Annotated in this window: 20 protein-coding genes and 2 pseudogenes; 8 read left to right on the plus strand and 14 right to left on the minus strand. The window is 70.3% G+C overall.

The features are described 5' to 3' along the window. Nucleotides 1–16: 16 nt before the first annotated feature. Nucleotides 17–598 carry a DJ-1/PfpI family protein gene (locus tag IPN03_16950; protein ID MBK9375362.1) on the minus strand — a complete coding sequence of 194 codons (582 nt, stop codon included), beginning with the start codon at nt 596–598 and terminating at the stop codon, nt 17–19. A 116-nt stretch (nt 599–714) separates the two neighbouring features. Further along, nucleotides 715–4,887: pseudogene (locus tag IPN03_16955) on the minus strand (DNA topoisomerase 3). 185 nt (nt 4,888–5,072) lie between these two features. Here IPN03_16955 and IPN03_16960 point away from each other — a divergent pair. Together IPN03_16960 and IPN03_16965 are read left to right on the plus strand one after the other, a co-directional pair. Beyond that, nucleotides 5,073–6,530: an FAD-dependent oxidoreductase gene (locus IPN03_16960; GenBank protein MBK9375363.1), complete on the plus strand. Its 1,458-nt coding sequence runs from the start codon at nt 5,073–5,075 to the stop codon at nt 6,528–6,530. Then, nucleotides 6,527–6,694: a hypothetical protein gene (locus IPN03_16965; GenBank protein MBK9375364.1), complete on the plus strand. Its 168-nt coding sequence runs from the start codon at nt 6,527–6,529 to the stop codon at nt 6,692–6,694. The genes IPN03_16960 and IPN03_16965 overlap by 4 nt, the downstream gene beginning before the upstream one ends. A gap of 16 nt (nt 6,695–6,710) precedes the next feature. On the opposite strand, the gene IPN03_16970 is transcribed toward IPN03_16965, so the two are convergent. From IPN03_16970 to IPN03_16995, 6 genes are all read right to left on the minus strand, one after another. Further along, complete coding sequence (locus IPN03_16970; protein MBK9375365.1) at nt 6,711–8,633, minus strand: EAL domain-containing protein; 1,923 nt, start codon at nt 8,631–8,633, stop codon at nt 6,711–6,713. Continuing rightward, the gene (locus IPN03_16975; GenBank protein MBK9375366.1) at nt 8,549–10,036 is read right to left on the minus strand and encodes a GAF domain-containing protein; all 1,488 of its coding nucleotides are present in this window, start codon (nt 10,034–10,036) and stop codon (nt 8,549–8,551) included. The genes IPN03_16970 and IPN03_16975 overlap by 85 nt, the downstream gene beginning before the upstream one ends. Further along, entirely contained in the window at nt 10,033–10,659 is a 627-nt protein-coding gene (gene pssA, locus IPN03_16980) for a CDP-diacylglycerol--serine O-phosphatidyltransferase (GenBank protein MBK9375367.1), read from the minus strand. Before pssA ends, IPN03_16975 begins: the two co-directional genes overlap by 4 nt. A gap of 105 nt (nt 10,660–10,764) precedes the next feature. After that, nucleotides 10,765–11,196, minus strand: coding sequence for a hypothetical protein (locus IPN03_16985; protein ID MBK9375368.1), 432 nt, complete (start codon nt 11,194–11,196; stop codon nt 10,765–10,767). Nucleotides 11,197–11,357: 161 nt separating this feature from the next. After that, nucleotides 11,358–11,606, minus strand: coding sequence for a hypothetical protein (locus tag IPN03_16990; GenBank protein ID MBK9375369.1), 249 nt, complete (start codon nt 11,604–11,606; stop codon nt 11,358–11,360). 577 nt (nt 11,607–12,183) lie between these two features. Further along, nucleotides 12,184–12,744 (minus strand): hypothetical protein, encoded by a 561-nt coding sequence (locus tag IPN03_16995; GenBank protein MBK9375370.1) that lies wholly within the window; start codon nt 12,742–12,744, stop codon nt 12,184–12,186. A gap of 711 nt (nt 12,745–13,455) precedes the next feature. Here IPN03_16995 and IPN03_17000 point away from each other — a divergent pair. Together IPN03_17000 and IPN03_17005 are read left to right on the plus strand one after the other, a co-directional pair. Beyond that, a complete protein-coding gene (locus IPN03_17000) occupies nt 13,456–13,905 on the plus strand; it encodes an alpha/beta fold hydrolase (protein ID MBK9375371.1) in 450 nt (149 codons plus the stop codon). 460 nt (nt 13,906–14,365) lie between these two features. Continuing rightward, nucleotides 14,366–14,671, plus strand: coding sequence for a GNAT family N-acetyltransferase (locus IPN03_17005; protein MBK9375372.1), 306 nt, complete (start codon nt 14,366–14,368; stop codon nt 14,669–14,671). Nucleotides 14,672–15,122: 451 nt separating this feature from the next. Here the strand turns inward: IPN03_17005 and IPN03_17010 are convergent, their stop codons facing one another. Genes IPN03_17010 through IPN03_17025 form a run of 4 tightly spaced genes read right to left on the minus strand, consistent with a single transcriptional unit; the run spans nt 15,123 to nt 17,449 of the window. Then, complete coding sequence (locus IPN03_17010) at nt 15,123–15,461, minus strand: insulinase family protein (protein ID MBK9375373.1); 339 nt, start codon at nt 15,459–15,461, stop codon at nt 15,123–15,125. 42 nt (nt 15,462–15,503) lie between these two features. After that, nucleotides 15,504–16,028, minus strand: a complete 525-nt coding sequence (locus IPN03_17015) for a hypothetical protein (GenBank protein MBK9375374.1) — start codon at nt 16,026–16,028, stop codon at nt 15,504–15,506. A gap of 10 nt (nt 16,029–16,038) precedes the next feature. After that, nucleotides 16,039–16,281 (minus strand): hypothetical protein, encoded by a 243-nt coding sequence (locus tag IPN03_17020; GenBank protein ID MBK9375375.1) that lies wholly within the window; start codon nt 16,279–16,281, stop codon nt 16,039–16,041. Nucleotides 16,282–16,303: 22 nt separating this feature from the next. Beyond that, a complete protein-coding gene (locus IPN03_17025) occupies nt 16,304–17,449 on the minus strand; it encodes an insulinase family protein (GenBank protein MBK9375376.1) in 1,146 nt (381 codons plus the stop codon). 114 nt (nt 17,450–17,563) lie between these two features. Between IPN03_17025 and IPN03_17030 the strand changes: the two genes are divergently transcribed. The 4 genes and pseudogenes from IPN03_17030 to IPN03_17045 all read left to right on the plus strand — a co-directional run bounded on the left by IPN03_17030 (nt 17,564) and on the right by IPN03_17045 (nt 20,135). Further along, nucleotides 17,564–17,800, plus strand: coding sequence for a hypothetical protein (locus IPN03_17030; GenBank protein ID MBK9375377.1), 237 nt, complete (start codon nt 17,564–17,566; stop codon nt 17,798–17,800). Further along, the gene (locus tag IPN03_17035; protein ID MBK9375378.1) at nt 17,800–18,444 is read left to right on the plus strand and encodes a hypothetical protein; all 645 of its coding nucleotides are present in this window, start codon (nt 17,800–17,802) and stop codon (nt 18,442–18,444) included. The genes IPN03_17030 and IPN03_17035 overlap by 1 nt, the downstream gene beginning before the upstream one ends. A 1,132-nt stretch (nt 18,445–19,576) precedes the next feature. Then, nucleotides 19,577–19,759 carry a hypothetical protein gene (locus IPN03_17040; protein ID MBK9375379.1) on the plus strand — a complete coding sequence of 61 codons (183 nt, stop codon included), beginning with the start codon at nt 19,577–19,579 and terminating at the stop codon, nt 19,757–19,759. A gap of 28 nt (nt 19,760–19,787) precedes the next feature. Then, nucleotides 19,788–20,135: pseudogene (locus IPN03_17045) on the plus strand (methionine adenosyltransferase domain-containing protein). 1,284 nt (nt 20,136–21,419) lie between these two features. On the opposite strand, the gene IPN03_17050 reads toward IPN03_17045, so the two are convergent. Together IPN03_17050 and IPN03_17055 are read right to left on the minus strand one after the other, a co-directional pair. Next, nucleotides 21,420–21,764 carry a M2 family metallopeptidase gene (locus IPN03_17050; GenBank protein ID MBK9375380.1) on the minus strand — a complete coding sequence of 115 codons (345 nt, stop codon included), beginning with the start codon at nt 21,762–21,764 and terminating at the stop codon, nt 21,420–21,422. A 92-nt stretch (nt 21,765–21,856) separates the two neighbouring features. Next, the coding region (locus IPN03_17055; protein MBK9375381.1) for a M2 family metallopeptidase at nt 21,857–22,102 on the minus strand (246 nt) is incomplete at its 5' end.

The raw sequence follows: 22,102 nt of genomic DNA on the forward strand, positions 1-22,102 counted from the left end.
GGACTCCGGGCCTGGGTCAGGGCTCGATCTTCGTCCCGAGAACCTTCAGGAACGCCGCGAGCCAGGCCGGGTGAGCGGGCCAGGCGGGAGCGGTGACGAGGTTCCCGTCGACGTGCGCGGCGTCGACCGGGATGCTCATGTAGGTCCCGTCCGCGCGCGTCACGTCGGGGCCGCACGCCGGGTAGGCGCTGCACTCGCGCCCGCCGAGGACGCCGGCGGCCGCGAGGAGCTGCGCGCCGTGGCAGATCGAGGCGATCGGCTTCTTGGCCGCGGAGAAGTGGCGGACGATCTCGATCACTTTCTCGTTCAGGCGGATGTACTCGGGGGCGCGCCCGCCCGGGACGAGGAGGGCGTCGTAGTCGGCGGCCTTCACGTCGTCGAACGAGGCGTTCAGGGCGAAGAGGTGCCCCGGCTTCTCGGAGTAGGTCTGGTCCCCCTCGAAGTCGTGGACGGCGGTCTTCACCTTCTCGCCCGCGCTCTTCCCCGGGCAGACGGCGTGGACGGTGTGGCCCACCATCTGGAGCGCCTGGAACGGGACCATGACCTCGTAGTCCTCCACGAAATCGCCGACGAGAAACAGGATCTTCTTCACGCTCATCTGGTCCTCCCATCGGTTCGGGTGTCGGGGCGCCTCGGCGCCGCCGCGTCTCGGCCCGATCCTACCGCCGGGACGTTGCGTTCCCGCGAACCCGTGGACGGACGCGCCGACAGGCCCTACCGGCCGGACCGGACGATCTCGAGGATCCGCTCGCCGTAGCGCTCCATGCGCGACGGGCCGATGCCGCCGACGGCCGCAAGCTCGGCTTCGGTGCACGGCTTGCGCGTCGCGATGTCGAGGAGGGTCAGGTCGGTCATGACCCGGAAGGCGGGCAGGCGGTGCTTCTTCGCCTCCTCGAGGCGCCATCGGCGGAGCGCGTCGACGAGCGCGGGGAGGGCTCCCGGCGCCTCGGGTCCCGCCTTCGCCTTTCCCTTCGCCCGGCCTCCCCGCGTGGCGGCCGCCGCCTTCGCGGCGGGCTTCGGCAGGGCCGCCCTCTTCGGGATCGCGGCCTTTCCGTGCTTCTTTCTCGCGGCGGTGGTCGGCGGAACGGCCACGCGGGCGTCGATCGCCGCCCCGGGGCGGCTCCCGTCTCCCGTGAGGAAGACGCGCCGGAAGCGGATGATCCGCCCGTCCTTCTCGAACTCGTCGTCCTCGATCCGCGCGAGCGCCGCGCGCACGAGGCCGCCGAGGAGCTCTTCGAACGCCCTGCGGTCTACCGCCGGGAACTGCCTCGCGACCTCCGTGTGGAGCTGCCCGGTGGTCTGGCCGTCGCGCTGGCGGAGCAGCTCGAGGGCGCGGCGCAGCGCGGCCTCCTCCATCGGGCTCGTCCTGCGCGTCGCCGTGGCGATTCCGTCGGCGGGAGCACAGACGTCGCACTGCCCGCACGGGGCGCCGTCGTCCTCCTCGTCGCCGAAGTGCCGTACGAGCTGGAGCATCCGGCAGATCGGCCCGTCGGCGAAGCGGCGCATCAGGACGAGCTGCGTCTTCCGGTGCTCGCGCTGCTCTTCGTAGGCGCGCTGCCAGCCCTCCTTCCCGCGCGACACGTCCCCCTCGGGGGTGATGACGGCGCCGCCGAAGGTCCAGAGCTTCTCGAGCGCCTTCTGGAACACGTCGGCGTCGAGGGAGACGAGCTGCTGGAGCCCTTCCGTCGGCACCGGCTCGCCCTTCAGCGCGCGGAAGATCTCCTCGACGACGGGCGTCTCGGGGTAGTCGCGCCCGAGGAAGAACTCGTGCGTCCGGATGTCGCCGTACGAGTGCAGGAGAACGGCCCGCGACGGGAGGCCGTCGCGCCCCGCGCGCCCGATCTCCTGGTAGTAGCCCTCGACGCTCCCCGGCAGCCCCGTGTGGATCACCGTCCGCACGTTGGGCTTGTCGATCCCCATGCCGAACGCGATCGTCGCGACGATGACGTCCGCCCGGCCCTCGAGGAACCTGGCCTGCACGTCGTCGCGGTCCCGGGCGGTCATCCCCGCGTGGTAGGCCACCGCGCGCAGAGCGCGCTTCAGCTCCCCCGCGAGAGCCGTCGCCTCCTTCCGCGTCGGCGTGTAGACGATGGCGGGACGCCGCGCGTCCGCCGCGAGGATCTCTTTCACCAGCTCGCCTCGGCGGCTCGGCGGCACCTCGGCCACCTCCACCGCGAGGTTCGTCCGGCGGAAGCCGTGGATGAAGCGCCCCGCGTTCACGAGGCCGAGCTGGGCCCGCACGTCGTCCTGAACCCGCGGTGTCGCCGTCGCCGTCAGCGCGATGACCGGCGCGGGACGCAGCAGCGGGAGCCGCGCGCCGAGGAGCCGGTAGTCGGGCCGGAAATCGTGCCCCCAGTGCGAAATGCAGTGGGCTTCGTCGACGGCCACGAGCGCGGGGGTGCGCTTGGCGAGCATCTCCGGGAAACCCGGCACCGCCAGCCGCTCGGGAGCGATGAAGAGGAAGTCGAGCTTCCCCGCGAGGTAGTCGAGGCAGACCTGGCGCGAGGCGGCACGGTCGCGCCCCGAGTGGATCCGCTCGGCGGCGAGACCGAGCGCCTGCATCTTCGCCACCTGGTCTTCCATGAGCGCGATGAGAGGGGAGACGACGAGCGTCGTCCCGCCCCTCGCCAGCCCCGGCAGCTGGTAGCAGAGCGACTTCCCCGCCCCCGTCGGCATCACCAGCAGCGCGTCGCGCCCCTCGACGACGGCCTGGCAGACCGCCTCCTGGTGCGGCCGGAACGCGTCGTGCCCGAACACCCCTTTCAGGAGCTCGCCAAGCCGCTCCGGAGACACCGGACCCCGCGGAGGCCGGAGCGCAGGGCCCACGGAGGCCGGACGCTCCCCGGCGCTCGCAGCCCCCGTCCGCGCCCCCGGCGGACCCGAACCTCCCGACGCCCCCAAAGCCCCCGATGACCCCGTTGCCCCCGATCCGGTGCCAGGCGTGAAACCGTGTATTACTGGCGTAATACACGGTTTCACGCCTGGCACCACTCCCGGTGGCACGACTCCCGCGACTCCCGGGTGGCACGGCCTCGAGCCCGGGCGCGTGCCGGAACGCGTCGCCCACGACCTCCGTCACGTACTCCTCGATCCCCTTCATGAAGGTCTCGAGACGCCCTTCGCCCTTCTGCAGGCGGGCGAGCTCGGCCTCCCAGCGTCCGGTCAGGGCAGGGCTCTTCACCGACTCCGGAACCAGGGCGATGAGGCGGATCCCTTTCCCGGTCGCCGAGAAGGCCTTCCCGGTTCGCTCCGCGTAGCCGCGCGTCAGGAGAGTCTCGAGGATCTCCGCCCGCGTGGCGGGCGTCCCGAGGCCGTTCTCCCTCATCGCGTCGGCGAGTTCCTTTTCGTCCAGCGTCCTCCCGGCCGTTTCCATGGCGGTCAGGAGCGTCGCGTCGGTGAATCGCTTCGGCGGGCGCGTCTTCCGCTCCACGCTCGCGACGTCGACCACCTCTTCCCGCTGTCCCCGGGCGAGGCCCGGCGGCAGGTCGGCCTCTTCGCCGTCGTCGTCCTTCTTGCGCGACGCGGGCTCGGGTTCCACCGCCTTCCACCCCGTCTCCACGACCATCGTCCCGCTCGAGCGGAAGCGGTCGACGACGCGGCCGGGCACCGGCTCTCCGCTTCCGACGGCCGTCACGACGGTCGTCGTCGCTGCGACGTGCTCCCCGTGCCACGCCGCGAGGAGCCGCCGGACCACGAGGTCGTAGAGCGCCTGTTCCTCCCGGTCGAGGTCCCGCGGGACCGTCGGGGTCGGGACGAGAGCGTGGTGGTCGCTCACCTTCGCGTCGTCCACGTATCGCGCGCCGAGAGGCGTCTCGCCGGTCCCCTTCGCGAAGAGCTTTCCCCAGGCCGGCTCCAGGGCGTGGATCACCCGCGGCAGCGTGGCGGCCACGTCGCGCGAGAGGTGGCGGCTGTCGGTGCGCGGGTAGGTGATCGCCTTCTTCTCCTCGTAGAGCCGCTGCGCCACCTCGAGCGTCTTCTTCGCGCTCCAGCCGAGGAGGCGGTTCGCGTGCCGCTGCAGCTCCGTGAGATCGAAGAGGAGCGGCGGCGGGGGCTGCGACGCGTCTTCGATTCGACCGACTCGATCGCCGCCTCGCCCGTCTTCACGCGCGCGACGATCGTGGCAGCGGCGACCCCGTCCTTCGGAAGGCGCCTGCCGCCGTCCTCCTTCTTCGCCGGGTCGAACCAGGTTCCCTTGTACCTCCCCGTCTCCCCTTCGAACGTCGCGACGACCTCGAGGTACTCCTCGGGGACGAAGACGCGGATCGCCAGCTCCCTCTCGACGAGCATCGCGAGCGTCGGCGTCTGGACCCTCCCCACGGAGAGCTTCTCGTCGGTGGCGAGAGTGAACGCGCGGGAGAAGTTCATCCCGACGAGCCAGTCGGCCCGGCTCCGGCCGCGCGCCGCGTCGGCGAGCCGGTCGTACTCCTTCGCGGGCCTCAGTCTCGCGAAGCCGTCGCGAATCGCCTCGGGCGTCAGGGACGAGATCCAGAGCCGCTTCACCGGCTTGGTGCAGCCGGCGGCCTCGTAGAGCTGGCGGAAGATCAGCTCCCCTTCGCGCCCGGCGTCCGTCGCGCAGACGACCTCCGTCACGCGCGGGTCGGCGAGCACCTTCTTCACCGCCTCGAACTGGTCCTTCACCCGGTCCTGGACGACGAGGGGCCAGACCTCGGGGAGGATCGGCAGCCGGTCGCGCCTCCAGCTCTGCCACTCGGGACGCATCTGCCCCGGCTCGGCCAGCGCGACGAGGTGGCCGATGGCCCAGGTCACGACGTGCTCCGCCCCCACGAGGCACCCCTCCCCCCGCTTCGTCGCTCCGAGCACGGCCGCCACGTCCCGGGCGACGGACGGTTTTTCGGCGACGACGGCGACGAACGCGGGTTTCGGCACTGCCGGCGGAGTATGGGACAGCCGGCGGGTTGCGAGATCGACGCTGCTCTCGTCCGGCCGCTCCCCGGCTTCGGACCGGGCAACGGTCGGGTTCCCGGACGGACGCTGTCATGGCGTCTTTCTACGAAGTGGCGATATCACGCACCCGCTCGCGGCGATATGCTCGGGCGAAGGAGGGAGAGCGCATGGCCCGACTCGTCATTCTCGGGGCCGGCATCGCGGGGCAGACGGCGGCTCTGCACGCCCGGCGCAAGCTCGGCCGCGACCACGAGGTCGTCGTCGTCTCTCCCAACAGCAGGTGGAACTGGATTCCCTCGAACATCTGGGTCGGCGTGGGGGTGATGACGCCCGAGCAGGTCACCTTCCCGCTGCGGCCCGTGTACGAGAAGGCCGGGATCGCCTTCGTGCAGGGCAAGGCCGTGAGCGTCCACCCGGAAGGGGACGGCGACGTCGGGAAGCCTTACGTGAAGGTCGCGCTCACCGAGCCCGGGAAGGCGGGCCAGGAGGAGCGGGTCCCCTACGACTGGCTCGTCAACGCCACGGGCCCGAAGCTCAACTTCGACGCCACGCCCGGCCTCGGGCCGCAGAAGAACAGCGTTTCCGTCTGCACCTTCGACCACGCCGCGCACGCGTCGAAGGCGTTCGACGAATCGGTCGCCCGGATGAAGGCGGGGGAGAAGCAGACGCTCCTCGTCGGCACCGGCCACGGCAACTGCACCTGCCAGGGGGCCGCGTTCGAGTACATCTTCAACGTCGAGTTCGAGCTGCGCCGGCGCGGCGTGCGCGACAAGGCCCGGGTCGTCTGGATCTCGAACGAGCACGAGCTGGGCGACTTCGGGATGGGCGGCATGTTCCTCAAACGCGGCGGCTACGTCACGCACAGCCGCGTCTTCACCGAGTCGCTCTACACCGAGCGCGGCATCGAGTGGATCACCCGCGCCGCGGTGAAGGAGGTCGCCCCGGGCGAGGCCTCGTACGAGACGCTCGACGGCGACGAGCGCTCGCTGAAGTTCGACTTCGCCATGCTCCTGCCTCCGTTCTCCGGTGTCGGCCTGCAGGCCTTCGACAGGGCCGGCGCCGACATCACACCGTCGGTCTTCGCCCCGAGCGGCTTCATGCTCGTCGACGGCGACTATGCGAAGAAGCCGTACGAAGAGTGGTCCCCCGACGACTGGCCCCGGACCTACCAGTCTCCGAAGCACCCGAACGTCTTCGCCGTCGGCATCGCCTTCGCGCCGCCGCACGCCATCTCGAAGCCGATGACGAGCCCGAGGGGCACGCCCATCTTTCCCACGCCGCCCCGAACCGGAATGCCGACGGGGGTCATGGCCCGCGAGGTCGCCCTCAACATCGTCGACATGATCAAGGGGAAGGCCACGGCCCCCACACGCCAGGCGTCGCTCGCCCACATGGGTGCGGCCTGCATCGCCTCGGCCGGCGCCGGCCTCTTCCGCGGAACGGCCGTCTCGATGACGCTCTTCCCCATCGTCCCCGACTTCAGGAAGTACCCCGACACCGGGCGCGACCTCGGCTGGACCTTCGGCGAGATCGGCCTCGCCGGCCACTGGATCAAGCACCTCCTCCACTTCGGATTCCTCTACAAGGCCAAGGCGAACCCCCTCTGGGCGATGGTGCCGGAATGAGCGCGACGAAGCCCCCCGCCGATTCGAGGACCCCCTTCGGGCAGACCTATTACCCGCCCGTCCCGACCGCGTTCACGAAGAGGATGCGGACGAACGTCTTCTGGCAGCTCTTCCGGTTCGCCGTCATCAACGTGAAGATCCTGAGGATGGTCCGCAAGCACTGACCCGGGCCGGCGCTCCCTACACCGGCACGTCCAGGCACCCCCCCGACGCGACGTGGCGGCCAGCGATCTCCGCGGGCTCTGGCTGGGCAAAGTAGAAGCCCTGCGCGAGGTCGCACTTCATCTCGCGGAGCGCGCGTGCGCTCTCGCGCTCCTCGATTCCCTCCGCCACGACGCCGAGGTCGAGACTGTGCGCGAGCTGCACGGTCGACTGGACGATCGCGCGGCTCCGCGACCCGGACGTCATGTCGGCGATGAAGGAGCGGTCGATCTTGAGGACGTCCACCGGCAGGCGCTTGAGGTAGGAGAGCGAGGAGTACCCGGTGCCGAAGTCGTCGATGGCGAGGCGCGAACCCGACGCCGTGATGCGGTCGAGGGCCGTCATCGCCGTCTCCGGGTCGGCCATGATCGCCGTCTCGGTCAGCTCGAACTCCACGACGCCCGGGTCGACGCCCACTTCCCGCACGATTTCCGCGAGCGCGTCGGGGCAGCTCCGGTCGAGGAGGTTCCGCATGGAGAGGTTGATCGCCATCGTCAGGCGCGGCAGCTGCCGGTTCCAGCGCGTCAGCTGCTCGAGGGCGCTCCTCACCACCCAGCTCGTCAGAGGCCGCATCACGTCCGTCGCCTCGGCGAACGGCACGAACCGCCCCGGGGCGAGGAGCCCCAGCCGCGGGTGCCGCCACCTCACGAGCGCTTCGAACCCTTCGATGAAGCCGTACTGCAGCGCCACCTTCGGCTGAAAGTGAAGGACGAGCTCCCCCTCCCGGATCGCTCTTCCCAGTTCCGACAGCATGGCGAGACGCTCCGGCGTGTGCTCGTCCAGCTCGCGTGCATAGCAGGCCACGCTCCCGGGGGTCCTCTTGGCCCTGTGGAGCGCCACGTCCGCGCAGCGCAGGAGCTCGTGGCTGTCGCAATCCTGCCCGGGGGAAAGCGCGACGCCGGCGCTCGCACCGATCTCGAGCCCCATGCCGCCCACCCGGAGAGGCTGCGACAGGGCACCGAGGATGCGGCGCGCCTCGGCGTCGATCTCGGCCAGGCTCCCGGCCCCCGGGACCACGATGCCGAACTCGTCGCCCCCCAGGCGGAAGACGCCGTCCCGTCGGCCGTCGGTGCCGCACACGAGGCGCGAGACGACCTGGACGAGCAGCTCGTCTCCCACGGTGTGTCCGAGCGTGTCGTTGATCTCGCGAAAGCGGTCGAGGTCGAGCAGGATGAGCCCGACCTGAGGGCTCCCTCCGCCGTGCTGGGCGAGGCGTGTGAACCGCCTGTGGAGCCCGGCCCGGTTCGGGAGCCCGGTGAGCAGGTCGTGGAAGGCGAGGTGCTCGAGATCGGCGACGAGAAGGGCGTTTGCGAGAGCGAGGGAGACGGCGCGGGCGATTCCGTGGAACGTGTCGACCTCCAGCGGGCGGAGCTCGCGGTGATCCGGGAAGATGAGGTTCACGGTGCCGAGAGGCGAGTCCCCGCGGAGGAGGGGGATGCAGAGACCGGTCGAGAGGCCCCGTTCCGCGAGCGCCGTCACCACCGGGTGGGCATGGCCCTCGTCGATGGCCCCCTGCCGCACCGTCACGATCCGTCGTTCCCGCACCGCGAGCCCGCTCGCGCTCCCCAGCAGCGGCAGCACGGCTCCCAGCTGCATCTCCCGCTCGTTGAACCCGTGCCCCTTCACCATCCGCAGGGGCCCCTCGTTCCCTTCGAGGAGGTAGAAGGCTACGAGCGGTGCCTGGCTGTGGCGGGCCAGCACCTCCACGGTCTCGGCTGCGATCGCCTCCACGTCGAGCCGCCTCTGGAGCCGCAAGGTGAGCTCGTTCACGAGCTGCAGCGCCTCGTTGCGCGCTTCGAGATCGGCCTTCGCCGCGATCAGGTCGCCGAGGATCCCTCCGATCGGCGTCGCGTCGCGACTCTCCGCGCCCTTCTCTCCCTCATCGGTGGTGGGCCTGTCCATCGAGCCCTCCCCCCGCGAGCCGACGGTTTCCGGCTCCAGGATGCCGCGTCCGTCCGGCCGGTCTTCTCGCTTTCCGCCGGAATCATATCGCCGCGGCCGGCCGCCCCCGGTCTTCTGCCCCGGCCGGCGCCTCGCCTCAGGCTTCGCGGCGCAACACCACCAGCGTCTTGTCGTCGGCCGGACGCGAACCGGCCTCGAACGCGGTGACGCCGGCGAGGATGCCAGCCGTCACCTCGGAGGCCGGCCGCCCCGCGAGTGACGTCGCGAGAGCCGAGAGGCGCTCGCCCCCGAACTCCTCGTCGTCCGGCGCGGTGGCCTCGGTGAGGCCGTCCGTGTAGAAGACGATCGAAGCTCCCGGCGCCAGGACCGCCTCCGCCTCCTTCCACACCCCGTTCGGGAGAAGTCCTACAGGCACACCCGTGCTCCCGAGGGGCGTCACCTGGCCGCCGCACACCATCAGCGGCGGGTTGTGCCCCGCGTTGACGTAGCGCAGGCGGCCCGTCGCCGGCGTGTAGCAGCCGAAGAAGAAAGTGACGTACTTCCTGCCCCCCCGCCAGCTCGTGAATCAGCTTGTCGAGGCGCGCCGTCAGCCGGACGGGGCTCTCGTCCAGCGGCGCGGCCACCCGCAGCGCCGCCTGCAGGCTCGACATCACGAGGGCCGCCGCGACGCCCTTTCCCGAGACGTCGGCGATGGAGAGGCCGAGGTCGCCGGACGGAAGCTCGAGAAAGTCGTACGAGTCGCCGCTCACCTCGAAGCAGGCCACGCTCGTCGCGGCGATCTCCGTCCCGGGAATCCCCCGCGGCGGCTCCGGCAGGAGGCGCTTCTGGATCTCCTGCCCGAGCGCGAGCTCCCGCTGCATCCGGTCCTTCTCGAGGAGGCTCAGGTGGAGCGTGGCGTTCTCCATCCCGATGGCGACGTGCCCGGAGACGAGCTCGAGGAACTCGAGGTCCGACGCGCCGAACCCGCCCTCCCGCTTGTTCAGGAGCTGGAGGACGCCGACGATGCGCCCGCCGCGGTTCCGGATCGGAACGCAGAGGATCGACCGCGTCCGGAAGCCCGACCGGCGGTCCACCGACGCGTCGAACCGCGGGTCCGCCCATGCGTCGTCCACGACGACCGTCTCTCCGGTCGCCGCGACGGTCCCGGCGATCCCCTTTCCCATCGGAAGACGGATCTCCGAGACGTCGCCCTCCATCGGGATCCGGGCCCATATCTCCTGCCTCGCCTCGTCGACGAAGAAGAGCGTCCCCCGCTCGACGCCGAGTTTCTCCCTGGCGAGCGTCACGATCGTGGAGAAGAGGACCGTCGGCTCGATCGAGGAGTTGATCAGCTTCGACGCCTCGACGAGGACGCGGAGCCGCTCGAGCTCCAGGCGATCGGCGGCCGCGGAGGCCCGCGTCACGGCTTGGGAATGCGGATCCGGCTGATCATCAGCGAGCCCGAGATTGCGAAAACGAGGACCAGGGGATGAAGGTCGAAGCCGCCCGGCTGGACGACGCCGAACCAGAGGTCCTGCCCCACGGCGCCGGACCTCGCCGCGAACGCCAGGAGCAGGACGAGGAGGATGGATGTGGGGATCGGCGTCCCCTCGAAGTACTTCACCTTGCCCGTTCCCTCGGACAGGGCCTCGGCGGTGACGTTGTACCGGGCGAGGCGTGAGACGCCGCAGGCGACGAAGCAGACCAGGACGACGCGGTCGTACAGGCCCTGCATGCCGCAGCCGTACGCGAGGATGGCGGGGGCGACGCCGAAGGAGATGACGTCGGCGAGCGAGTCGAGCTCCTGGCCCAGCGGCGACGACTTCTGCCGCCAGCGGGCGATGCGGCCGTCGAGGACGTCGAAGACGAGCCCGGCGAAGACGAGCGCGCTGGCCCAATAGACGTGCCGGACGTCCTTCGTTTCCAGGTAGGTCATCGTGGAAAAGAGAGCCCCGACGCCGCAGACGGCGTTCGCGAGCGTGAACCAGTCCGCCAGGTGGAACTCGCGAATCATCGAGAAGTGCTTGCGCGGCGTCCCTGTCGTCATCGAAGCCATCCCCCGTCCCCGCCGGCCTGCCGTCGCAGGCACGGCGAGGATAAGGGATTCGGAACGGAGACCCTGGGCGGGCTCTTCGGCGCGGTTCGGCGCGCCTCAGCCCGGAAGGTGGAGGTCGATGATCTCGGGCGGGACGAGAGCGCCGATGAGAGGCGCGAAGAGGCCGATGAGGAAGAGGACGAGCCCGCCCCCGGCGGCGGCGGCGAGGCCGAGCATCGTCGGGATTCGCGCGAGGCGGGCCCGTTCGTAGTTGTTCACGCGGGCGACGAGGTCGTCTGCGACGACGGGCACGTCGGCCGTCTTCTGCTTGAGGACGAGCCTGCCCTCCCCCGCCGCCTTCAGGATCGGCTCGTTGGCGACGAAGACCTCGACGCGGTCGGAGACCGTGGCGAGAGTCGGCGACACGGCCGCGGCGGTCCAGTAGGCGTCGGCCGGCTGCTCCCAGAGATGCAGCACGCCGTAGCAGGCGCCTCCGCAGAGAAGCAGCCCGACGAGGATGGCGAACGAACGGAAATGGTTACGTTTCACGATGCACCTCCCGAGGTGTCCGGCTCGGCCGGTGGGAGGGCCTGTTCGCCCGGGAGCCGAGGGGAGCCGGCGAGACCATCGGCGACCGCGGCGGACAAGGCTGCCGGAGAGGGTGTCGGCGGCTCCGGCGGCACCTGGGATTGTAAGCCTTTCCGGGGTCTTCAGAACCGGATCGCCACGCCTCCGACCGCGTACGTGAACCAGGCGAAGCTGTAGACCTCGTCGTTGTCGGCGCCCCCTTCGAGGGTGCGCGCGCCGACGAAGAGGTCGACCTTCGGGGAGACCTTCGCCTCGAGGCGGAGGGCGACGTCTTCCGCGCGGCCCTGGCTGGCCGCGGCGGCGTCGACGTCGAGGTCGAGCGCGAGGGCGTCGGTCATCTGCCAGCGGACGCCGCCGTAGAGGAGCGGCACGAAACCGGTGTTCGTCTTCGCGCTCCGAAGGCCCGAGCCGGTCAGCTCGATCTTGGCGTCGCGGACCTTTCCGGTGAGGCCCGCGCGGAAGGAGACGGGACCGGAGGTCTTGAAGCGGTAGACCCAGGAGAGGCGGTAGGAGTTGAAGACGTAGGTGACGTCGAGCGGCTGGCCGCCGGGGAACGTGGTTCCGTTGAAGTCGACGGGAGTGTCGGGAGTGAGCGACGCCGTGGTCCTCAGGGGCGCCGCGAGGAGACGGATGGAACTGCGTCCGGGAAATGTCGGCCCAGAGCGTGCCGCGGAAAGCGGCGAAGGGGCCTCGGTCGCCTCGTCGAGGGAGATGCGGGTGCCGGTGTCTCCCGGGACGGCGAAGTCGTTGCGGAGCTGCCAGGCGGCGCCCCCCTTCGAGCTCGAGGCGGAAGCGGTCCTCGGCCGCGGCGGGGCCGGCGGCGAGGGAGCCGGCGACGAGGAGCACGGAGACGGCGAGAACGGCGTTTCGGTTCACGCCCCCTATTCCGCCGGGCGAACGGTTTCGGATTCCGGGTCGGGGCCGGCGCCGCTTACGCCTTCCGGGGCGTTACGGAAGCGGTACGTCCTTCAGGACGAAGCGGTAGCGGCGCAGGTACCGCGAGTCGCTCGCGGCGGCCGCCGGATCGCCGCCCGGAACGAAGAGCTCGATCTCGCCCGAGACCTCGCGCAGGGAGGTCGCCGTGCGCGCGGCGAGCTTCAGCGGGACCTGGAGGACGACAGGCGCTTCGGGGGCCTCGGCCTTCAGCGGCCGTGCCGCCACCGATTCGGCGCCGTCGAGGACGAGGTTCGTGCCGAGGTCGTCGACGGCGGTGCGGACGAGGACGTGCGCCGTTTCGATCTCGCTCCGCTTCGCGCCGACGAGCTCTATGTCGATCTCGCAGAGCGCGGTGCCGGCGCTGCCCCGCACGCGGTCCTCGCGGATCCGGACGAACTCCATCTTCAGCGGCGGCACGGGAAGCGGTGTGGGCGAAGGCGTGGGAACGACGGTTGGCGTGGGGCGGGGCGACACCAGCGCGCGGGCCTTCTCCGGGAGGCCGCAGGCGGCCGTGGACGCTGCGACGGCGGCGAGGACGAGGGCCAGCACGGCGCGGACCGGGCAGGACGTCATGGCGGCGGAACCTCGGCAAGCCCGCTTCACGGGAGAACGCCCTTCAGCGCGAACAGCACGGAGACGACTGGACTTCTTCGTCAGGTGGGGCGCCTGGGATCGCGCTTCGGCATCAGAGATCGACCGTGCCCGTGACGGTCACGGCCGTGGCGCCGCAGGCCGGGTTCGCGAGGTGATCCAGAGGCCCTCTCCCGCCGGGTTCTCTTCCCAGGGAAGCGGTCGCGAGGCTCCTCCGGAAGGAGGTCGTGCCCCGCATCGTCCGCTGCCGCGGTCACGCGGATCCGGTAGGCCTTCGCGTCCGTGAGTCCGTCTCCGTCGAGCCTCGGCATGAGCGTAAGCCGTCCGCTCGTGTCGTTGGCGGCGGTGCGCGTACGCGCGTCGGAGACGAGTCGACGACGATGCGGAACGTCTCCTCTGCGGCGAGGGGCGGGCCCGGGGCGGCGAGGCGCCGAGGGCGAGGAGGGAGAGAGGGCGCGCGCCGCAACGGCGGGGCCCGCAAGGACTGAGCGCCGGGAACGATTCATCGGCACCTCGGTGGGCATCGGCGAAAGTCTACGATGCCCTCGCCACTCCCGGGAGCCGCCGCTCCTTCCGGCCCGAGCGGGCGCACCTCCGGCCGCAGTCCGATGCCGTTCGCCGATCGCGGAACCCACCCTCTCGTACCAGACGCTCAGGCGCGCCAGCGCCGCCGCCGTTGCTCGTCATGCAGGGATGAGCTTCTCGGCGGGCGTGGGGGCCGCTGCCCGAACGGCTGGCGCAGGAGTTCCGCGTCGTCGTCTTCGACAACCGCGGGTCAGGGCGTCGACGGCGCCGCTGCGCCCGTTCGGGATGGGCGACCTGGCCGACGACGCGGCGGCGGTGATGGAAGCCGCCGGGGCCGGGCCCGCCTCCGTCTTCGGGATCTCGATGGGCGGGATGATCGCGCTCGAGCTGGCGCTCCGGCACCCGGGCCACGTGAGTGCGCTCGCGCTCGGCGCGACGTTCGCGGGGTGGAGGGAGAGCCGGAAGGCGTCGCTTTCCGTGATGGCAGAGCTGATTGCCGGAGGAGCGCTGTCGCGGATCGGCTCGCACCGGCTCATCGCCGGCGCGCTCGTCTCGAAGGAGCTGGCCGGAAGCGACCTCGCGCGATTCGGGGCGTGGGTCGGGCCACAGGCCGTGTGAGCCCCCGCGTCCTCGCGCAGCAACTGGCCCGCGGTGACGGTCTGGGACGCGACGCCCCGGCTCGGGAGATCCGCGTCCCGACGCTCGCCCTCACGGGAGACGCCGACCAGCTCGTGCCGGTGGAGAACTCACGCCGGATCGTCGAAGCGATCCCCGGCGCGCGGCTCGTCCTCCTCCCCGGGGCCGGGCACTGCTTTCCCCTCGAGCGGTTCGAGGAGACGGCACGCGAGGTGACAGGGTTCTTCCCGCGGGGCCGCCTCCCGCACTCCCTGATTTGCGGCGCTCCGCGCTCCCCGACGCAAACTGGCCCGATGGACGAGATCGAGATCAGCGAGGCGACGGCGGACGAACAGGAATGGTGCGCGCGGCTGATGGCCGCGAAGCGAGCCGTGGATCACCCTGAGGCGCGGGCTCGACGTCCTCCTTCCCGCGGCTCTCGACCCCCGGCTACCTCGTCCTCGTGGCGCGGCGGGGCGGAGCGCCGTGCGGGATTCATCCGGTTCACCCGCGCGGCGTGGCCGGGTCGCCGTACGTCGCGAGCGTGGCCGTGGCGGAAGAGGAACGCGGGCGCGGCGTGGGCAAGGCGCTCCTCGATGCGACCGAAGCCCGCTACCCGAAGGCGCGCTACGTCTTCCTGTGCGTCTCGTCGTTCAACACGCGGGCCCGCGCGCTCTACGAAAGGCATGGGTACCGGCTGGTGGGCGAGCTGCCGGACTACGTCGTCGACGGGTACTCCGAGCTGCTGATGGGCAAGAGGCTCGCGTGAAGAAGGGTAGGCAAACGGGGTCAGTTCCGTCTTCCGTGTTTCAACACGGAGAACGGATCAGACCCCGCATGCCGTGAAACCGTCAGGCCGGCTACGGCTTGATCTCCTTCACCGCCCCGTAGAGCTCGAGCTGGGAGCGGACCTCCTTGGCGTCGCCGACAGCGACAACGGTCTGGAGTGCTCGAGAGGAAGTGCTTCCTGCCCGCGGCCTGCACGCCCTCGGCCGTGACAGCGTTCACCTTCGGCACGAAGTCGGCGAGGAGCCTCGGGCGGAGGGCCGTTGACAGTTGCGGGCGAGGGTTCCCGCGACCGCGCCCTGGAAGCTGATTGCGGATGAGGTAGAGGCCGCCCTGGTAGCCTTCGCCCCCGCGGCTCGTCGGCCGTCGGTTTCGTGGCGGCCATCCGGTCAGGCTCGTAGAAGACCTCGAGGAGCGTCGCCGCGGTGACGTCGTTACGGACGTCGGCCTGCATCTGGAGAAGGCTCCCGGCGCGGCGCGTAGAGAAATCGCCTGAGGGGGGAATAGGTGTAGCCCTTCTCCTCGCGGATGTTCTTCACGAGGCGGCTGCCGAAGGCGTCAGCGTAGACGGTGTTCGCGACGAGGACGTCGTACCAGTCGGCATCAGAGACGGCCGGGCCGGGCCGGCCGGAGACGACGGTCGACTGGACCGATCCAGGACGGTCGACGAGAAGAACTCGCGGCCTCGGGCGGGGAGGCGACGCAGGCACAGGCGGCAGCAGGGCGCCGGTGTTCTTCCACGCCCCGAAGGCGCGGACGATGGAGGCGTTCACCACGGATTCGTCGAGATCTCCGCGACGACGAGGAGCGCCTGGTCAGGGCGGAAAGCGGCGCGCGTGCTCGGCGCCCAGGATCGCGGACGTCGTCTTCGCGATGGTCTCGCGGGTCGCCGTCACGACGTGGTACGGGTGGCTGCCGTACACGGCCTTCGCGAGGCCTTCGACGCGGGAAATCAGGAGTCGCTTCGGCGGCCTCCAGCTCCTGCAGGGCGTTCTCCTTCGCGAGGGCAGCCTCGGCCGGCGGGAAGGCGGGGCGAGGCGCGACCGCGGCGAGGAGGTCGAGGAGACGGGGGTGCCGGTCGCGGGGGCGCTGGCGCGCAGGGTGATGGCGTCGGCGCCCGCCGAGACGCCGAGGTCGCCTCGAGGCTCTCCAGCTCCTCGGCGATCTGGCGCGAGGTCTTCTTCGCCGTCCCTTCCTTGAGCGTGACGGCGAGGAGGTCCGAGATGCCCTCCGGCGCCGTAGCCGGGAAAGTCCTTCGGGAGCGGCGGCGGCTCGGCGCCGAAGGCGGCGGGGGCGAGGAGGGCGGCGGCGAGGACGAGGACGACGTTCTGCTTCTTCACGGCGTTCTCCTCACTTCCCCGCCGGTGCGGCATCGGACGGTTTCGCCGGCGCGGGCCGCCGGTCGACGACGGTCCGGTTGGCGGCCGTGAGGTAGGAGGAGGCGACGCGGGCGAGGTCGGCGCTCGTGACCGCGGCGATCTTTCCGGGGAGGTCGTTCACGGTCGCGGCGTTGCCGTCGAAGAGCTGCGCGAGGCAGAGGACGACGGAGCGGTCGAGGGGCATCTCCAGCTGGCCGTAGAGGTCGGAGACCATTTTCGTCTTCGTCCGCTCGAGCTCAGCGCGCCCACCGAGCCCTTCGCGATGGCGGCGATCTCGGCGTCGATGGCGGCGACGACCGCCTTCGCGGTGGTGTCAGGCTTGTAGAGGCCGAAGAGGGGAGGAGCGTGGGCCCCTCGTACGTGAAGGCGTCGTCGAGAGGCCAGTTGTTCCCCCCTCGATGCCGAGCAGGAGCTCCCTGCCCTTGACGAGCCCCTGGTAGAGGCGTGGGGCCTCGCCCCGGCGAGGAGGTTCCCAGGACGGCTGCGGGGATGTCGTCCTTCGTGCCGCGGGCGGGCATCTTCCAGCCTATGGCGACGGCCGGGACGTTCGCGAGGGGGTCGGTCTGCGAGAGGGTCCGTTCCTTCGTGTTCGCCTTTTCGCTCACGTCGGGCTTCGGGGGCGCCGGGCGGGCCGGGACGACGCCGAAGTACTTCTCGACCTTCGCGAAGGCCTCGTCGGCGTTGACGTCTCCGACGATCGCCAGGACGGCGTTGTTCCGGGCCGTAGTAGCTCTCGAAGAAGGCCTTGACGTCGGGCAGGGTGGCCGCGTCGAGGTCGGCGAACGAGCCGTACCCGTCGTGGGCGTTCTCCCACTTGTCGAAGGCGGTGCCGGCGACGTCGGTCCAGAAGAAGAGGCCGTAGGGCCTGTTCTGGACGTTGACGCGGATCTCCTCTTGACGACCTCCTTCTGGTTCGCGGGTTCTTCTCGGAAGTCGAGCGTCTTCATCCGGTCGGCCTCGAGCCAGAGGACCGCCTCGAGCGCCGAGACCGGGGCGCTGACGATGTAGTTCGTGTAGTCGTAGCGGGTCGACCCGTTGTTGATCCCGCCGCCCCCTTCGATGACGCGGTCGTAGCTCCCCTTCGGGGCGTTCGGCGTCCCCTGGAACATCATGTGCTCGAAGAGGTGGGCAAAGCCGGTCCGCCCCTTCGGCTCGAGGCGGAAGCCGATGCGGTAGGCCATGCAGAGGCCGAACGTGGGGGCGGAGTGGTCGTCCGAGACGACGACCGTGAGGCCGTTCGGAAGCGTCTTCACCGCGGTCGGGATGCGCCACCCGGCGCCTTTCGGCGGTGGGCCGGACGCGGCCCGGGCGGCGGGAGCGGTCAGGGTGAGGGCCAGGGCGACGCCTGCGGCGGCCCGGAGGCTGCGGGAAACCGGGGTCATCGTTCCTCCTTGCATGAGCTGGGCACGTTAGACGACTACGGGCCGGAGCGCGCGAGGTTTCCGGGAAGCGGGAATCCCCTGCGTGGTAGGTTTGAGCCACTCGGAGGACGCTCGATGAATGCCCGATTCGACCTCGCGGTCGTCGCGGCGGGGATGGTTGCGTACAGCGTGCCCGTCGTGACGGCAGCCCTCCTCGTCTTCGTCGTCTACCGCGCGAACGCCTTCATCACCCGGGAGGTGGACGAGGAAAGCCTGCTCCGGGGCGGGCACCGCTCCATCGCCATCTCCCTCGGCGCGATTCTCCTGAGCCAGGCGGTGCTCCTGCGCCACGCGGCCTCGCGGTCCTCGTGATGGCCTGGCTGGTGGCGGGCGGGCTCTCCCTTCTCGAAAGACCCCGCGAGATGGCCGAAACCGACGCGCCCGGCCCGGCACCCGACCCCGGGACGCTGCCCGAGAGCTGGAAGTCGAACCCGGGGGCGCTGCGCGAGTTCTCCCGGGCAGAGACGGACCGGCGTTACCGCCTGACGTTCGGGTTCATCGACTACCACGGCCGCACGCACCGCGTCTCCTGCCTCGTGGACCGCGAGGCCCACACGGCCGAGCGGGCGGGGTTCGGGTACGAGCCCGAGGCCGTGAACGCGGAGCTGAACGCCGAGCTCACCCGGCTCGTCGACGCAGAGATCGCCGCCCGCCGCCTCGGCTCCTGGTTCCGGGTCGAGTTCTACGGCGCCGGCGGCCACCGCTGGTCGTGGAACCTCCCCGAGGGGATGGGGGAATCCGACAGCAAGAGGGCTCTTGCGGGCATCGAGGAGCTGAAGGCGTGGCTCGACCGTGAGCTCCCCGCCCATGACGAGAGGATTCGCGCCGGCATCTACAAGCGACGCGGACTGCTCCTGAAGGAGAGAACCCTGTCGATCGACTACGAGCGGCTGATCCGGGACGGAACCGCGCCGCTCTCCGACTGCTACCGCGCGCTCGCCGCTTCGGGCCGTTAGCTCGCGAACGTGAGGCAGTTCATGGGCCTCCTTCTCGCCTTACCGGGAGCTCGGCTACGAGATACCCCCGGACGAGGAGGAGGGCCGGCAGACCCTGGGGCTGAGGGGTCCCGACGGACGTCCTCGTATCGGGCCGCGGCGACTGCGACTCAAGACCGTCGCGTTCGCGCACCTAGATGTGCGCCGCCGCCAGACGCACCTCGTCTTCATCCTCGTGCCCGGCCGCCGTCGTCGGCGTGGAGGCCGCAGCCCCTGCCAGCGGCGACGGTGCGCGTCAGGAACCACCCTTCGTCTCTCACGGGTTGCCGGGCCCGCCAAGCTCGGGCCCGGGGCGAGACCGGTTTCAGGAGAAGCTTCGGAAGTACGTCGTCAGCCAGCCGCGACCCTCCTCCGTCCACCCTCTCTGCTACCGTCCCGCCGCGCGCTGCCTGACGCGCGGTTCTTTGAGCAACTGGCAGCCCTGCGCTTGGGCTGCCGGCATGAAAGTGGCGGAGAAAGCACCGGCTCGGCGACCCGCCCGCCAGACCGTAGTCCCTGCGGTGGTAAGGCCAAGGCCCGATCTCCCGATCAGGACCCATGCGATCGAGGCTGGACGACTTCAGGCGAAAGGACGCTGCCAATGAGCACCGAGCCTCGACTTCCTGCTGACCTCCCGAATCCGTGACCGAGGGCCGCTGACAAGGTGTGCGACCTCATTGCCGACGCGATCCTGGACGCAGACATCAGGCAGGCCCGACCCGAACGCCCGCGTCTGCGAGGTCCTCTGCAAGGGCGAAGCCGTCCTCGCCGGGATCCTTTCAATCCAGCAGAAGCATTGAAGAGACAATCCGCGAATGCGGAGGATTGCATTGCCTGCAAGTGCCGCCTGACCTCCTGTTGCTGAAATGAGAAGTGCAAGCAAGTGAAGCCGAAACCGACGCGAAGAAGAAGGACCTCGGCGCGGGCGACCGAGATCATGTTCGGTACGCCACCGACGAGACAACCCGAGAACACGCTTCCTCTCCCGATTCTCCTCGCCCATCGCCTCACGCGGTCTCGCCGAGGCGCGGCGCGCCGGAGACGTGCCGTGGCTGAAGCCCGACAAAACAGTCCCCCGGGTGACAGTGGCGTACGAGGAGGCAAACCGGTTCGCGTGGAGACGGTCCTCATCTCGACCGCCGCACCAGGAGGGCGTGTCGCGCAAGAGATCGAGACCTGGGTCGCGACGAAGCTCGCGCCGAGGAACATCGACGGCTGGATGCGCGACAGGATCCATTTCATCAGAATCCCTCAGGCTCCTTCGTCCTCGGCGGGCCGTCCGCCGACGCGGGCGTGACAGGCCGGAAGATCATCGTCGACGGCTTCACGGTGGCGCGGCACGGCACGGCGGCGGCGCCCGCAAGACGGATCCCTCGAAGGTCGACCGCAGCGGCGCCTCCTTCTGCCGCTGGGCCGCCCGGCAGGTCGTGAAGCAGGGCATCGCCCGTCGCGCCGAGATCGGGTCTCGTACGCGATCGGCGGAAGCAAAGCCGATGTCGGTGGCGGGTGGAGACCTTCGGCGCAGGAGACGCGAAGGCCGCCGCGGCGCTCGCCTCGTCGTTCGACTTCCGTCCGCCGCGATCTGCGAACGGCTGAACCTGCGCCGCCCCATTTACCGCTCGACGACGAACTACGGCCACTTCGGCAAGCCCGGCCTCCCCTGGGAGGAATAGGAGCCGGGAAGGCGGGAGGAAGGACCGGGAGACCGGGACGGTAGAGGCCATCACACCGTGCCCACAAATCGCGGACAGGAGGGGTGTCCCACGGCGCCCCCTCCGCGCGCGCGACCCGCACATCGGTCCTGCTCTTGGAGCCGTGCGGGGCCCGCGGCTGGCGCTGCTCGGACGGCGCTCGCGGGACACCCCTCCCGCCCGCTCAAGACTCCTGTTGGGCAAAGCACGAGCCCGAGAAGGGGGTCAGGTCTTGATTTTCTACTTTAGCTCCTGGACAGAGGAGCGTCGCTGGACAGGGCACCTCCAGTTGCCTGCCCGTAAGGTGTAGGCGTAGACCAGACCCTTCTTCACCCCTCATCAAGGGCCCCTGCAGCTCCAAGCTCGCCGGCCGCCGGGAGGGCGGTGCGTCTCGCGACCGCCCCGAAGGCACCGCCGGGGACCCGCTCGAGTTCGCGAGGCGGGCGGGGATCAGGCCCGCGCGTGTCTGACGAAGGCGAAAGCGAGATTTCGCGCGAGCCCCCGCCCGGCCACCAGCAAACTCAGAAGCGGTCGGCGGAGCGCAACAGGCGGCCCAACCCGTGAGACTGGCTCACCGCGCCCCACGCGGCCCCGCCAGAAAATCGACGAGATGGTGAAGCTGCCGTCTCCCGGCCTCCCGGCCTCCCGGCCTCCCGGTCCCTACGTCTCTCCCGGGCTACCCCTTCCTCGCCGGGTCGAGGAATGGTTGACAACCGTGGCGCGGGCGACGTCTCTCCGCCGCTCTCTGCTGGGTGAGGGTCGCCTCGACGCAAACCTGGCTGCGGCCGTCTTCACGACGACGGCCTCGCAGGCGTGGCTCGCCGGGGCGGAAAGCCGGCGCTGGAATACCCAGGAGGCATTCCGGCTGACAGTCGTGAACCGCGACCTTCCGAGATGGAGTAGATCGCGGGACCCATGGTGTCTCGTCGAAGAACGCGGCTTCGGAGATCCCGCCTGGACCGCGTTTTCAGAGGCGGGTTCCGTCATCTTCTTCCGTCAGGCGGAAGCGGCAGCAGACCCGGCCCGGGCCTGCTCGAGCAGCTCGGCGTTATTGCGAGGTACTCGTAGGTCGGCAGCGGGATCCTCACGGCACGTCACGGCCTCACACCACCTTCGGGGGCGTTCTTCGTCTGCTCGTCGAGCCACTTCTGGAGCGGCGCTAGTACTCGAGGACAGCCCGTGGCGTCCATCTGGCGCTGCCCGGTCACGGCCTCGAGGAAGAAAGCGTCGGGCCACGGCCTGCTCTGCCCATCTCGAGCATCTTGATCAGCCGGGCTCCGCTTCCTTGTTCCGCATAGATCGAGCAGGTGTGGATCGGCGTATGGTGCAGCCGGCCGTCTTCGCGAGAGCGCGGTGCGTAATACAGAACTGGAGCACGTGCGCGAGAAATAGCGCGGTGAAAGTGCCCGAGGCGATGTGGTGCTGGCAGTACGGGTCGGGGAGTCGGCCTACGTGCCTCGATTGCGCCCGCCACCGGCCGGGGTGACGCCCTGGTACTTCGGCTTCCAGGTCCCACCACGCCTGGTTCCAGCGGGCGCCAAGACTTACCTCACGCCCGAGAAGGCCTGCCAGCGCCCGCTTGTCGATGAGGAGGCCGAACGGGAGGAACACCGATCTTCTCCAGCGCCATGTTTCCGGAGGTAACCGACGTCCTTGCCGGGGAGGAGGCGTCTTCGGGAGGAGACGGAGCTTGACGGGCGGCGTTACTCCCGGGTGAGCGAGAGGGCGACCGTGTCGCCGATCGCCTCGTGGAAGCAAATCGTTGGCGCTGTCGCGAAGAGGACGGGCTGGCGGTTGTAAGCGCTGGTAGACGGTGTGCCCGAGAACCGTGGTGGACGGTGGCAAAGTCCTCGGCGTTGATCTCGATGCATCTTCAGCCCCGCCAGATCGTCGACCCGGTCGATGCACCAGGCGCTCGCGTAGCAGACGACCTCGCGCGGTCGCGCGGG

This window comes from Holophagales bacterium (assembly GCA_016719485.1).
Taxonomy (GTDB): domain Bacteria; phylum Acidobacteriota; class Thermoanaerobaculia; order UBA5066; family UBA5066; genus UBA5066.